The 13470-nt window shown below is 64.8% G+C and carries 12 protein-coding genes and 1 pseudogene; 8 read left to right on the top strand and 5 right to left on the bottom strand.

Features of this window, described 5'->3' with window-relative positions; translation table 11 throughout:
- Window positions 1–34 precede the first annotated feature (34 nt).
- Entirely contained in the window at window positions 35–622 is a 588-nt protein-coding gene (locus K1X15_RS17160; protein ID WP_220304808.1) for an exopolysaccharide biosynthesis protein, read from the top strand.
- Here the strand turns inward: K1X15_RS17160 and K1X15_RS17155 are convergent.
- Window positions 619–1632 carry an alpha/beta hydrolase gene (locus tag K1X15_RS17155; RefSeq protein WP_220304807.1) on the bottom strand — a complete coding sequence of 338 codons (1014 nt, stop codon included), beginning with the start codon at window positions 1630–1632 and terminating at the stop codon, window positions 619–621. The genes K1X15_RS17160 and K1X15_RS17155 overlap by 4 nt on opposite strands.
- Before the next feature lie 64 nt (window positions 1633–1696).
- On the bottom strand, window positions 1697–2032 hold the full coding sequence (locus K1X15_RS17150) for a hypothetical protein (RefSeq protein ID WP_220304806.1): 336 nt from the start codon (window positions 2030–2032) through the stop codon (window positions 1697–1699).
- A 154-nt stretch (window positions 2033–2186) separates the two neighbouring features.
- Here K1X15_RS17150 and K1X15_RS17145 point away from each other — a divergent pair, with 154 nt between their 5' ends.
- From K1X15_RS17145 to K1X15_RS17130, 4 genes and pseudogenes are all read left to right on the top strand, one after another.
- Window positions 2187–3191 (top strand): ligase-associated DNA damage response exonuclease, encoded by a 1005-nt coding sequence (locus K1X15_RS17145; RefSeq protein ID WP_220304805.1) that lies wholly within the window; start codon window positions 2187–2189, stop codon window positions 3189–3191.
- Window positions 3188–4759: a cisplatin damage response ATP-dependent DNA ligase gene (locus tag K1X15_RS17140; RefSeq protein ID WP_220304804.1), complete on the top strand. Its 1572-nt coding sequence runs from the start codon at window positions 3188–3190 to the stop codon at window positions 4757–4759. The genes K1X15_RS17145 and K1X15_RS17140 overlap by 4 nt, the downstream gene beginning before the upstream one ends.
- Before the next feature lie 35 nt (window positions 4760–4794).
- Window positions 4795–4882 (top strand): annotated as a pseudogene (locus K1X15_RS21330) (UvrB/UvrC motif-containing protein); the annotation flags it as partial.
- Between the two features lie 211 nt (window positions 4883–5093).
- The gene (locus tag K1X15_RS17130; RefSeq protein WP_220304802.1) at window positions 5094–5723 is read left to right on the top strand and encodes a hypothetical protein; all 630 of its coding nucleotides are present in this window, start codon (window positions 5094–5096) and stop codon (window positions 5721–5723) included.
- Here K1X15_RS17130 and K1X15_RS17125 read toward each other — a convergent pair whose 3' ends face one another.
- Window positions 5724–6809 carry a hypothetical protein gene (locus K1X15_RS17125; protein ID WP_220304801.1) on the bottom strand — a complete coding sequence of 362 codons (1086 nt, stop codon included), beginning with the start codon at window positions 6807–6809 and terminating at the stop codon, window positions 5724–5726.
- A 38-nt stretch (window positions 6810–6847) separates the two neighbouring features.
- Between K1X15_RS17125 and K1X15_RS17120 the strand changes: the two genes are divergently transcribed.
- The gene (locus K1X15_RS17120) at window positions 6848–7552 is read left to right on the top strand and encodes a hypothetical protein (protein ID WP_220304800.1); all 705 of its coding nucleotides are present in this window, start codon (window positions 6848–6850) and stop codon (window positions 7550–7552) included.
- Complete coding sequence (locus K1X15_RS17115; RefSeq protein WP_220304799.1) at window positions 7549–8487, top strand: hypothetical protein; 939 nt, start codon at window positions 7549–7551, stop codon at window positions 8485–8487. The genes K1X15_RS17120 and K1X15_RS17115 overlap by 4 nt, the downstream gene beginning before the upstream one ends.
- Window positions 8488–8494: 7 nt before the next feature.
- Here the strand turns inward: K1X15_RS17115 and K1X15_RS17110 are convergent, their stop codons facing one another.
- Both K1X15_RS17110 and K1X15_RS17105 read right to left on the bottom strand, forming a co-directional pair.
- The gene (locus K1X15_RS17110; protein WP_220304798.1) at window positions 8495–8887 is read right to left on the bottom strand and encodes a MerR family transcriptional regulator; all 393 of its coding nucleotides are present in this window, start codon (window positions 8885–8887) and stop codon (window positions 8495–8497) included.
- Window positions 8884–10599, bottom strand: a complete 1716-nt coding sequence (locus K1X15_RS17105; RefSeq protein ID WP_220304797.1) for a long-chain-fatty-acid--CoA ligase — start codon at window positions 10597–10599, stop codon at window positions 8884–8886. Before K1X15_RS17105 ends, K1X15_RS17110 begins: the two co-directional genes overlap by 4 nt.
- A gap of 403 nt (window positions 10600–11002) precedes the next feature.
- Between K1X15_RS17105 and K1X15_RS17100 the strand changes: the two genes are divergently transcribed.
- The gene (locus tag K1X15_RS17100; RefSeq protein WP_220304796.1) at window positions 11003–13468 is read left to right on the top strand and encodes an acyl-CoA dehydrogenase; all 2466 of its coding nucleotides are present in this window, start codon (window positions 11003–11005) and stop codon (window positions 13466–13468) included.
- Window positions 13469–13470: the final 2 nt, after the last annotated feature.

Here is a 13470-nt window from a genome sequence, read left to right as displayed (position 1 = left end):
GCGCCGGCGTTGCCATGGCGAAAGGACACACGCCATGACCGTCGCCGATGAGGGGGCACTGGGTGATCTGGTGCAGAAGGTGGAGGATTGCGTCGACAATGGCGAGGCGGTTTCCATCGGCCTGATCCAGAGGATCGCCGGGCGTCGGGCGGCGGGGCCGATGTTGCTGCTGCCAGCATTGCTCGTGGTATCCCCGCTCAGCATCATTCCCGGATTGCCCAGCCTTGTGGGTCTCAACAGCGTCCTGATTGCAGGGCAGGTGGCGCTGGGGCGGGAGACGGTCTGGCTTCCCAAATGGCTGACGAAGCGCTGCATTTCCGCCAAGCAGGCGCAGAAGCTGCTCAAGTTCCTCCGACCGGTTAGCAAGGTGACGGACAACATGATAAAGCCGCGCGTGCGGCCACTGACCGGCATGGCCATGCGGCGGGCCGGAGCGGTGGTCTGCGTGCTGGTCGGCGCGATCATGCCGGTGATGGAACTGGTGCCATTCACCTCGACATGGGCGGGTGCGGTGATAGCCGGCTATGGGCAGGCCATCACCGCGCGCGATGGCCTGCTGGCCCTGGCCTGGGCAGGGGTGGTGGTCACCGGCCTCATGCTGGGCTGGATGCTGCTGGCCTAGCGGCTCAGCACTTCGGCCAGAAATGGCAGGGAAATATCCATGCGATAGTCGACGCTGGAATGGTTGTCGGGGAATTCCTCGTAGCGGTGGGCGATGCCCCTGGCTTCGAGCGTCTTGTGAATGCGGCGGGTGCCGTAGAGAATGTTGTACTGGTCCTCGGTGCCGCAATCGAGGAAGAAGCCCTTGAGCTTGCCAATGGCATCGGCATGGGTTTCGACCATGCGGGCCGGGTCCCAGGCAAGCCAGTTGTCCCAGCGCTCGGCGATCAGTTCGCAGGTATCGAGGGTCACAGGCAGGCGCAGGCCAAGGAAAGTTTCGGGGCTGGGATCGGGGTCGAAGCTGGCGGCCTGGGCCAGGATCATCAGGACGAGGGTGTCCTTGCCGTCGATCTTGTCCTTGGCCTCGAAGGCGGTCAGCCATTTTTCGATGGAATTGTCGCTCTTGGCCAGCGCCCGCAGCGTGGCGGGGAATTCGGGGATGTAGAGGTTCTCGAAACCGGCATCGCCCGAATGGCTGGCCGCGGCAGCCCAGATATCGGGGTGGCGCATGGCGTGGACGAGACTGCCGAAGCCGCCCGAGGACTTGCCGAAGACGCCGCGCCGGCCCGTGCCACCGCAAGAAAAGCGGTTTTCTATCTCGGGCAGCATTTCGGCAATGAGGAAATCCTCATAGTTTCCGAGGACGGGTGAATTCACATATTGATTGCCGCCCAGGCGGCTGTAGCAATCGGGAAAGGCGACCACGACCGGCGCCATCCTGCCGTCGCCGATCAAGCGGTCGAGGCGCTCGGGGACGTTTTCGGAAAAGCTCTTCCAATTGGTGTGCGCCGGGCCTCCCGCGGTGAAACCGACGAGATCGACCAGCAGCGGCAGGCCCTTGCCGTCATGGCCATGGGGCACATAAACGTCGATGATGCGCTCGGTCGGGTCGCCCAGGCGATTGCCGGCGAGCGCCTTGCTGTCGATCATCAGGCGGTGGATGGTGCCGGGGGCGTGGGTGGTCTTGCGCATGGACGGGCTCCGGGGTGTTCTGGTCTCACCCCGGTTGTAAGGACCAGCACAGGCTTGGCAAGTCTCAGGCGCTCATGTCGACAAGCGAGCCGGGTTCGGCATCGGCCTTGCCGGTGAGGGCTTCGAGCATGCGGCGCTTGATTTCGTCCTCGACGCCAGCGCGGGCTTCCGGGTCCATGGCGGCGAGACTGTCTTCGCTCAGTTCCATGTCTTCAAGGATTTGTGCGCGCAGCCGCTCGGCCGGCGACATGCGCGCATATTCGAGGAATTCATCCCTGGCATCCACCTTGAGCGGGGTGGCGCTCGTACCGGAGGTGGGGGTAACCGGCTTGCCGGTGGGGAAGAGCTGGTTGATCGGCGAGATGTTCATGACAGACCGTGTCAGCAGGGATGGTGCCATCTGACATGCAAGGAGTCTGCCATGTTTGCGCGACCGGTTTCGGTGGCTTTGCGGGCATCGGGCCCGGCATCATCGCGGCAGGGGGCAAGATTTACCCGGACGAACCTGCCGCCTGAGTGAACCGCACCGGTTCGGGCAACGTTGAGAGGAAGCCATGGCCACGCCGATCCTCGACCGTAATCTCTATGTGCCTGCCATCGATGCCTGGATCGATCCGGACACTCCGCGGCCGCGCGCCATCATCACTCACGGCCATGCCGACCATGCCCGCTCGGGGCATGGGGCGGTGCTGGCGACGCCGGACACCATTGCCATCATGCAGGTGCGCTATGGGGCCGATTGCGCTGGACGGTTCGAGGCGCTGGACTTCGGCGCGGTGCTGGACATTGATGGCGCCAAGGTGAGCCTGCATCCGGCCGGGCATATTCTGGGCTCGGCGCAGGTGAGAATCGAGGCCGGGGGGCAGCGGGCGCTGGTGACCGGCGACTACAAGCGTCTGCCGGACCGCACGGCGCAGCCCTATCAGCCGGTCGCATGCGACCTGCTGGTCACCGAGGCGACCTTCGGGCTGCCGGTGTTCCAGCATCCCAGGCCGCAGGATGAGATCAAGCGGCTGCTGAAATCGGTCGGGGACCAGCCGGAGCGCTGCCACCTCGTGGGCTGCTATGCCCTGGGCAAGGCGCAGCGGGTGATCGCGCTGCTGCGCGATGCGGGGTGGGATCGGCCGATCTATCTCCATGGTGCGATGATCGGGCTGTGCGCGCTATACGAGGAACTGGGGGTGTCGCTGGGGGAGCTGATCCCGGCAACCGGCATGCCCAAGGCGGCGATGGCGGGGCAGATCGTCATCGCGCCGCCCTCGGCCATTCGCGACCGCTGGAGCCGGCGCTTTCCCGACCCGGTGGTGTGCCAGGCCTCGGGCTGGATGAGCATAAAGCAGCGGGCACGGCAGGCGCTGGTGGAATTGCCCCTGGTGATCTCGGACCATTGCGATTGGGGCGAACTCAACCAGTCCATTCTCGAGAGTGGCGCGGAAACCGTGTGGGTGACGCATGGGCGCGAGGATGCGCTGGTCTATTGGTGCCGGCAGCAGGGCCTTGCGGCCGATCCGCTGGCGCTGCCGGGGCTCGATGACGATGGCGGGGAGGGCGGGGCATGAAGCGCTTTGCGGACCTGCTCGAACTGCTGGCGCTGACCCCGTCGCGGACCCGCAAGATCGCGGCGCTGGCACAATATTTCGCCGAAGTGCCGGACCCGGATCGGGGACTGGCGCTGGCAGCGCTGACCGGGGAAATGGACATTCGCAATGTCAAGCCGGCCCTGCTCAAGGAGACGGTGCTGGCCGAGGTCGATGAGACGCTGTTTGCGCTGAGCTATGACTATGTGGGGGACCTCGGGGAGACCATCGCCCTGATCTGGCCGCATCATGGGGAAGGGGAATTGCCGCGGCTGAGTGAATTGGTGAGCCTGCTCAACACCACCAGCAAGGCCGAATTGCCCAGGGTGATCGGGGGATTGCTGAGCCAGGCGGCGATCCATGAGCGCTGGGCGCTGATCAAGCTGGCGACCGGCGCCCTGCGGATCGGGGTATCGGCGCGGCTGGCCAAGACGGCGCTGGCGCAAATGAGCGGGGTGGACCTGCAGGCGATCGAAGAGGTCTGGCATGGGATCAGACCGCCCTATGGCGAGCTTTTTGCGTGGCTGGAGGGCAGGGCCGAGCGGCCCGACATCGACCATGCGGCGCGGTTTCATCCGCTCATGCTTTCCAACCCCATCGAGACCAGCGATTTCGAAAAGCTCGATCCGCGGGATTTTTCGGCGGAGTGGAAATGGGACGGCATCCGCGTGCAGCTGGTGCTCGGGCGGGACGGCGCCTCGCTGTTCTCGCGCACCGGTGATGATATTGCGGCGAGCTTTCCCGATGTGGTCGAGGCGGCGATGGGGCGCGCGGTGCTCGATGGCGAATTGCTGGTGGGCCATGATTTCGAGGCGAAGAGCTTCAATGACCTGCAGCAGAGGCTCAATCGGAAGGTGGCCCAAGGCAAGCAGATGGCCGAGCTGCCGGGCTTCGTGCGGGTCTACGACATGCTGTTCGATGATGACGAGGATATTCGCGCCCTGGGCTGGGAGGCGCGGCGGGCGCGGCTCGAGGCCTGGTTCGCGGCCAATCCGCAGACGCGCATGGACCTCTCTGAAGTGCTGCCCTTCCAGTCGTGGGAAGAGGTTGCACAATTGCGGCGCCAGGGCGCCGATGAGCATGGCCATGAAGGCGTGATGATCAAATTGCGCAGCGCGCCCTATGTGCCGGGGCGGCCCAAGGGCTTCTGGTACAAGTGGAAGCGCGATCCCAATGTGGTCGATGCGGTGCTGATGTATGCCCAGCGCGGGCATGGCCGGCGCAGCTCGTTCTATTCGGACTATACGTTCGGGGTGTGGAAGGGGAACGAGATCGTGCCCATCGGCAAGGCTTATTTCGGCTTCACCGATGAGGAGCTGAAGCAGCTCGACCGCTGGATCCGGGGCAATACGGTCGGGTCGTTCGGGCCGGTGCGGGAGGTGCGCAAGGACCTGGTATTCGAGGTGGCCTTCGACTCAGCGCAGAGGAGCAGCCGGCACAAATCGGGCGTGGCGCTCAGATTTCCGCGCATCAACCGCATCCGCTGGGACAAGCCGGCCCATGAGGCGGCGCGGCTCGAGGACATGGATGCCTTTGTGGGAGGGAGCTGATGTCGTCCCGGACCAATCACCAGCGGCTGGTGGCGCTGGAAAAGCAGATGGAAGAAGCGGCCGCCGCGTTCGACTTCGAACGGGCCGCGACGCTGCGGGACGAAATCGCCCGCCTGCGCGGCGAGGCCGACGGGCTGGTGGGCCAGCCGCCGCCGGGGCAGATGGGACTGGGCTCGAATGCGCCAGTGCGCGCGCCGCCCAAGGGCTGGGTGAAGCCAAAAAAGCCGGACCCGTTGACGGGCGGGCACAAGGGCCGCAAGCGCTAGACAGACCGCCGGAATTGACACGCCCGGGGGCGGGTTTATTCTGCCCGATGTGACGTGAGGGGGGTGGTATGCGCAAGCTGTTACTGACCTTGATCTGCAGCCTGGCGGGGGCCGGGGCGGCGATGGCGCAGACCTCGCTGGCCGATATCCAGGCCGCCGTGGCCGCAAGCAGCAGCGAACTGGACCAGGTGGATGCCATGCTGGCCGACACCGATCCCAACCGGCGCCTCGCCGCTTTGAAACTGCTGATCGCCTCGGGCGAGCCTTTGTTCGTGAAGCGGGCCAAGGAGGTCGGGCTGCTGAGCTCAGACCCGGAAATGCAGAAGGTGGCGGTTGCCGCGACGCTGGACCAGGGCGGTCCCTTCCGGCTGGAAATCGACCTCTCGCAGCTCGAGGAGGGGTCGTCGCTCCACAAGCTGATCCAGGATTATGACGGCAGTATCGACGAGACTGCAAAGCTCGGGCGGGTGACCTTCTCGACGCTGCCCTATGACGCGGACAGGAAGTGCTGGCCCGCCGCCGACGGCAAGCTTTGCGCCATCATCCCGACAGGCGCAGCCTATTCGCTGGATGAATGGCAATATGGTTCTGGCTCGCTGGAACTGCAGCCGGACGGGGCCCTGACCGGCACGTTCAACTTCAACCGGGGCGGGTTCGAGCGCGTCGGGGCGCCGGCGCGGATTCCGCTGGCCGAATAGCTATTGCAGGGACAAGCAGTCGAGGGCTGTCGGCAGGGCCGGGTCCCAGCTCGATTGCAGGGTGATCGCCACCTGGGTCGCGTAGGGCGCGGCGCCGTTGGGGGCCTCGAAGCGTCCGGTGGGCGGCATGTCGCCACTGGCAAAGCGCCGCCAGCGCGGCGTTCCATTGGTGCTCGATATCTCGATCAGGATGCCCTTGGGCATGGTGGCGGACGGCGCCATGCCGGACGAGCCAAGCGCGACAATGCGGAGGGGAAGCGCCTTGTCGCCGGGCAGGTCGAGAATGAGGCGTGGCGGGGTATCGGAGGGCGGGAAGGCGGCGACGCCGCCCTTGGCGAGGTTCGAGCAGGAGAGCTCGGGCGAGAGCGGCTCGAGATTGCAGGTGACCTCTTCAGGGGCAAACGTTCCGGCGGGGCAAAGCCCGGCAGCCTCGATAGGTGCGGGCATGGCCGGATCCCTCACGATGGTCGCCGGCCCGGTGTCGAGCAGGCGCCCCAGCCGCGCCGCGATCTCGTCGGCGCGCAGGAAGAAGGCGTCGTCAATGCCCTGGGATTGTACGGCCATGCCGATCAGGGTGCCGCCGGCGCGCAGGATGCCGCCGCTGCTGCCCTGATAGATTTCGGCGCCCAGATCGCGCGAGGCCGGGCGCGCAGTGATCGATTCAAAATCAAAGGAGGTGATGACCATGTCGTCGCGCAATTCGAGCCCGCCGGCATCGACCCGGACGAGCTGGGCGTTCTCGGTGCTGTCCAGGATGGGCTGCAGGTCGGTGCGCAGCGCGTCAAAGCGGTCATTGCAGCGCTGGGACAGGCCGCTGGTGACGATGCCGAGTGCCAGGTCCATGCCCGGCGCATAGGTGCGGAATATTTCAGCGTCGCCAATCGAGGAAGGCGCGGAAGTGGACAGGCTCAGTCGCGTAGCGCCCTGCCGCACATGATCGGGGACGATCAGGTAGCAATTGCCGCGGTGATTGAAGACATAGCCCAGTCCAGTGCCCCGGTTGATGGAGACGGGTTCTGCCGTGGCCGCCGTGACCATCAGGCAGGCGACGAGAATGGACTGGCAAACGCGGAGCAATAGCGTCATTGTATTATGGTCTGGAAGATCGGGGGATATCTCAACCGATGTGCAGGTCCATTGCAAGCATGGTGATGCTGGCCCTTCTGGCTGGCCCGGTGGCCAGCCAGGCGCAGGAGGACGTGCCGGCTCCGGTCAGCGATCTGGTGGAACGCTATGCGCCGGCAGCCCAAATCTCCGGGACACCGGTGATGGGATTGGCCCTGGCGGGCGTGCTCGATCCGTCGGCGGGGCAGATCACCGCCTTCGTTCCGGCGCAATGGCAGGAGCAGGTGTTCTGCGCGCGGGTGGTGTCCTCGGACGGGCGTTACCTGGCGCAGCGCGAATACCGGGCCCCGGCACAATGGCAGTCCCGCCTGGTGTCGCTGGAATTTCCGACGCGGAGCAGCAGCCAGCTTCCCCATATCGGTGGCGAGGATATCGGGGTGACGCTGTGGGTGGGAAGCTGTGAAAGCGCTCCGGCGGCTTTGCATATCGCGCCGGCCATCTGGAACAAGGCAGAGGCGATCGCCGATGGCGGCGAATTGCTGATCAACTCGTTCCGCTCGCAGGAGACCTATCTCTATGTGCGGGAGCGGGGCGAGAAGATTGCCTGTTCGTTCCTGGCGCATGAGCGCCGCACGGCCTTCGATACGAGCTGCAAGCTGCCGGCGGCACTGCTCGCCCCGGGCCAGACACTGGAGATCGAGCTTAACCGCATTCGCCGCGGCCAGATCGTGCCCGGCGAAGTGTTCGTCATCGACCTGCAATGATCGCGCGAATACTGCGTTTCATCGGCGAGCAGACCCCACGCACAAGGCGGGTGGCGGTGGCGCTGGCGGTGGGATTTGTCGTCCTGGTGTTTCTGCTGCTGACGCTGCGGGATGGCGAGAAATCCTATTCGGCGCATGCCCAGACGCGCGGCCTCGACATCGTGTTCAACGAGGCGCCGATTTCGGGCTGGCAGCTCGAGGAGATGCTGGTCTGCTTCCGCCGCGACGATGCAGACCTTGCGGTACAGAGCCAGGGCCCCGGTGTCTCGCCGCTATGCGACCCAGACCTCTACCAGGTGGAGCACTTTGCCGATGAGGAATTCACCTGGCCCGAGGCGGCGCATTTGCAGATCGCGCGGGTGGGCGCCGGGGCGCCGCTCGAAATCGACGTCATCGAAAGTGGCACGCCACCACTGGTGCTGGGCGGGGCGAGCCTGCCCAGCCGATCCCGCATCCTAGTTCCCGCCCAGATATGGGCCGAGGCCGGTACCCTGCCGCTCGAGGGGCAGATTACCCTGGGCGATACGCCCAGCTCCGGGTCGCAACTCACCGTCATCGCGGGCAGCTATTCGATCAATGAGAGCCTGATCTGGTACAACAAGCCGGTCGAGGTGGTCTCCGGCGTGTTCCGATCCGGAGACGTGGTGCGGATGGTGGACGGGGCCGATGCCGGTGACGTCTTCGGTTTCATCGAGCCAGCCGGCGATGGCGGCGCCGGGTTCCGGGCAACGGTGTTTTCCTCGCCGGGGGGCAGTCGCCTGCAGCTCTTCCGCTATGGGGTGGCGGATCTGCAGATTGAGCCGAGCCTGCTCGACAGGGTGCTGCGCAACCCCATTCTCCTGGCGCTGGGCGTGTTGCTGGCGGTGCTGGGCGCGGTGTCGAGCGCCGTGCAATTGGCCCGCTGGGTGTGGTTCGGCGGCGAAAAGGCGGGTTAAGCGAGCGCTATCCGGCCTTTTGCAGCCGTTCTTCGGCCAATTGCCTGATCTCGCGCAGTTCGCGGATGGTGGTTTCGAGATCGTCGCGCTGGCGCTCGAGCAGGGCGAGCCGCTCGTCCACCTTGCCTGCGAGCAGGCTGACCTGCTGGGTGCGGTCGGCATCGTAGAGACTGAGATAGTCGGAGATATCGCGCAGGGTGAAGCCGAGGCGCTTGCCGCGCAGGATGAGGATCAGCCGGGCGCGGTCGCGCTTGCGGAAGATGCGGGTTGCGCCCACCCGTTCGGGCGAGAGCAGGCCCTTGGATTCGTAAAAGCGGATGGCCCGGGTCGAGATGCCGAACTCGCCGGCGAGGTCGGCTATGGAGAACAGGTCCCGGTTGTCGGCTTGCTGGCTGGTCACGACTTTGAGGCTTTCATCTGGGCATATTCCTCGCGCAACTCCTTCTTGGAGAGCTTGCCGATCAGGGTCTTGGGCAGGGCGTCCTTGAAGATGATCTGCCGCGGCATCTCGATCTTGTTGAGTTTTTCGGCGAGGAAGCCCTTGAGTTCGGTTTCACTGACCGTGCGGCCGGATTTGAGTTTGACAAAGGCCACCGGCGCTTCGCCGCGATAGTCGTCTGCCACACCGATCACATTGACCTCCTCGACCGCCTCGTGGGTCATGATGGCCTCCTCGATGGTGCGGGGGTAGACATTGAAGCCCGAGCAGATGATGAGGTCCTTGATGCGGTCGACGAGGAACACATAGCCGTCCTCGTCCATATGGCCGACATCGCCGGTGCGCAGCCAGCCATCCATGAAGGCAGCTTCGCTGGCCTCGGGATTCTCGTAGTAGCCAGCCATGACCTGCGGGCCCTTGACCTGCAGTTCGCCATTTTCCCCGATGCCCACGACCTTGCCGCTATCGACGTCGACAAAGCGGATATCGGTGCCGGGCAGGGGCAGGCCGATGGACATGGGCTTGGAGGCGACGCGCAGCGCGGCACAGCAGACGACCGGGGAGGCTTCGGTGAGACCGTAGCCCTCGGCCAGGAGCGCCTTGGACTTTTTCGAAAAGGCGTGGCGCACTTCGTCGGGTAGGGCAGCGCCGCCGGAAATGGCGACTTCGAGGCTCTCGATCTGTTCGGCGCCGACCGAGTCGGCGCGGGCGATGGCGTTGAGCAATGTGGGAACCGCGGGCAGCACATTGGCCCTGGTGCGGGCAAAAATGCCCAGCAGCGCCTTGAGTTCAAAACGCGGCAGCATGATCACCGGCGTGCCATTGCAGAGCGGCACGTTCATGCAGACGGTCATGGCGAAGATGTGGAAGAAGGGCAGAACCGCGATGACCTTGGAGGGCGGATAGAACAGGCCGCATCCCCATTTGTCGATCTGGCTCATATTGGCCGCGATATTGGCGTGGGTGAGCAGCGCGCCCTTGGGAATACCGGTGGTGCCGCCGGTATATTGCTGGACGGCAATATCCCCGGTGGTGTCGATGGTGACCGGCGCCGGGCTGTCCCTGCGGGCCAGCAGGGATTCGAAACTGGTGATCGAACCGGCATGGGGCGATTGGGACGGCTTGGCCAGATCCTTGCGCTTGGCGACCGAGAACAGGATCTTCTTGACCAGCGGCAGCGCGTTGGGGAAGTGCGCCACGACCATTTTCTTGACGTGGCCGGCGGCGAGCAGGGCCTCGCCCTTTTCGAAAATCTGCTGCAGATCGAGCGTCACCAGAATGTCGGCACCGGCATTGGCGGTGATGTGGCTGAGCTCGGCCACGGTATAGAGCGGATTGCAATTGACCACGGTGCCGCCGGCCCGGAGCACGCCGTAATAGGCAATGGGGTAAAAGGGCGTGTTAGGCAGCATCAGGGCGACGCGCGTGCCCTTGGTGACGCCGAACTGGCTCTGCAGGGCGCCAGCAAAGGCGACGATCTTTTCCGCCAGTTCGCCAAAGGAGGTGGTGCCGCCCAGGAAATCGAGAGCCACGGCGCCCGGGTTCTTCGCGCAGGCGGCCAGCACCTGCTCATGCACCGGCGTGGTGTCGATCGTGTCGTCCCAGGCAATGCCCTCAGGATAGCTAGCGATCCAGGGGCGAAGCCCGTCAGTGGTCGTGGCAGGCGTGTCCATGGCGTTTCCTCCTCCAATTGCCCTTTGGGCAAACGGGTGTTCCCCTCGTTTGGATGCCGTGGGTCCATCCGGACCGGCGTTCAAGCGCCTGTTTGCGGCGGCATCGCTTAGGAAATATCTCACGGCTTTACGTTAGCGTCAATTTGATGCCGGGCCGTTCCGGGAAAGCTCCGCCCGGAAAGGCGGCCCATGCGATCAGGGCGACGTATTGGAGTGCTGGTTGACGTATACGTAAACTTGAGTAAACTGCCTCTACACATCCCGGGCTGCCGCGCTATGGTGCGGCCAAGCAAGGGGAAGGCCGGGCCGATTCTCAAATCGGCAACCGGTCCGGCATTTGGAAGATGACGGGCGCAGCCCCTTTGCCAAGCGGGCTCGCAGCCGTCCGAGGAGGATGAGGGCGATGAGCCTTTTGCTGTTTGCGATCAGTCTTGTCGTATTTGCCACGCTGGCCATGCGCGAAAGCCCGCTCTGGCAGTGGGGCGCCGGCTTTGCCGTGATCGGCCTGCTCACCGGCCTCGATTTCACCCAGTCGGGCGCCGTCTATGGGCTGGGCTGGTTTGGCTGGGTGCTGGTCATCCTTGGTGTCATCCTGCTGCTGCTGGCGGTCAAGCCGATCCGCATGGCGGTGCTGACAAGGCCGGTCTATGGGGCGGTCAAGTCGATCCTGCCCAAGGTCAGCCGCACTGAGCAGGAGGCGCTGGACGCCGGCACGGTGGGCTGGGACGCGGAGCTGTTCTCCGGCCGACCCAATTGGGACAAGCTCACCAAGATCCGCCCGCTGACCCTGACGGCAGAGGAACAGGCATTCCTTGATGGTCCGGCCGAAACCGCGGCCAAGATGATCGACGACTGGGATATCCGGCACAACCGCGCCGACCTTTCGCCCGAGCTCTGGGAGTTCCTCAAGTCCAAGGGCTTCCTGGGCATGCTGATTGCCAAGGAACATGGCGGCCTCGGCTTTTCGGCGCAGGCGCAGTCGATGATCGTTTCCAAGATCGCCAGCCGCTCGGTGGCGGCCGGCATCACGGTGATGGTGCCCAATTCGCTCGGGCCGGGCGAGCTGCTCGAAAAATATGGTACGCCGGCGCAGAAGGAGAAATATCTCCACCGCCTCGCCAATGGCCAGGAAGTGCCCTGCTTTGCCCTGACTGGCGTGCATTCGGGCTCCGATGCCGGCGGCATGCGCGATATCGGTATCGTCACCAAGGGTACCCACAACGGGCAGGAAGTGCTGGGCGTCCGCCTCAGCTTCGACAAGCGCTATATCACGCTGGCGCCGGTGGCGACGCTGGTGGGCCTGGCCTTCATTCTCAAGGATCCGGACAATCTGCTGGGCCGGGGCGAGGAGATCGGCATTACGCTGGCGCTGATCCCGCATGACCATCCCGGCCTCGATATCGGCCGCCGGCACTATCCGGCCCGACAGGCCTTCATGAATGGTCCCGTGCGCGGCAAGGACATGTTCGTGCCCATGGACTTCCTGATCGGCGGCACCGACTATGCCGGACAGGGCTGGCGCATGCTGATGGAATGTCTCTCCACGGGCCGCGCCATTTCGCTGCCGGCCATCGGCACCACCTCGATCAAGCAGACGCTGCGCGCCACCTCGGCGTATGCGCGGGTGCGCCGCCAGTTCGGCATTCCCGTGGGCATCATGGAAGGCGTGGCCGAGCCGCTCGGCGAGATGGTCAAGCGCGCCTATATGTATGAATCGACCCGACGCCTCACCGCCTCGATGGTGGACGAGGGCCAGCGCCCGGCAGTGATTGCGGGCCTCCTCAAATACACCACGACCGAGGCCATGCGCGACAGCATGGACGATGCGTTCGACATCCAGGGTGGCCGTGCCATCCAGGACGGGCCGGGCAATTATCTGTTCGGCGCCTATCAATCCATGCCGGTGGCGATCACGGTGGAAGGGGCCAATATCCTCACCCGCACGCTGATGACCTTCGCCCAGGGCGTGCTGCGCGCGCATCCGTACCTCCTCAAGGAAATCCAGGCGGCGCAGAACAAGGACAGACGCGCCGGGCTCGAGGCGTTCGACGCGGCCTTTGGCGGCCATACCGGCTTCATGCTGCGCAATATCGTGGCGAGCTTCCTGCACGGGCTTTCCAATGGCGCCTTTGCCTCCTCGCCCAATGAAGGGTCGATGGCGCGCTGGTACCGGCGGCTGCACCGCTATGCGCAGGATTTTGCGCTGGTGGCGGACTGGACCACGGTGGTGCTGGGTGGCGCGCTCAAGCGCAAGCAGAAGCTTTCGGGCCGCATGGCCGACATTCTGGGCGACCTCTACCTGATGTCCGCAACGCTCAAGCGCTTCGAGGAAGAAGGGTCTATTGCCGAGGACAAGGAACTGGTCGAGGCCATCATGGCCGACCGCGTCGCCTCGATCGAAGCGACCTTCGCGGAAGTGTTCGCCAATTTCCCCAATCCGGTTTTTGCCTGGGCCATGCGGTTCCTCTGCTTCCCGCTCGGGCGGCATGCCCAGCCGGCGTCGGACCGCGTCAATTATCGCTTTGTGCGCGCCGTGCTGCGGCCCGGCGCCTTCCGCGACCGGCTGACCACGGGCGTCTATATTTCGATGGACCCGAACGACGTCACGGGCGTTCTGGAAGATGCGTTGCTCAAGGTGACCGAGGCCGAGGAGATCGAGGCCAAGTTCGTCAAGGCGTCGCGCAAGGGCGTCATCGAACGTCGGCTAGATCGCGATGCCATCGAGGATGCGGTGGCTGCCGGGGTGCTCAACGACAATGAGGCGGGCATCATGCGCGCCGCCGACGAGGCAACCAACCGGGCCGTGCATGTCGATGATTTCGAAATGGACGTGCTCAAGGAAACGGCGCCCAGAGCGGCGGCGGAATAGCG

Source organism: Devosia salina, assembly GCF_019504385.1.
Lineage (GTDB): Bacteria > Pseudomonadota > Alphaproteobacteria > Rhizobiales > Devosiaceae > Devosia > Devosia salina.
This window is presented reverse-complemented; position numbering and strand designations above follow the sequence as displayed.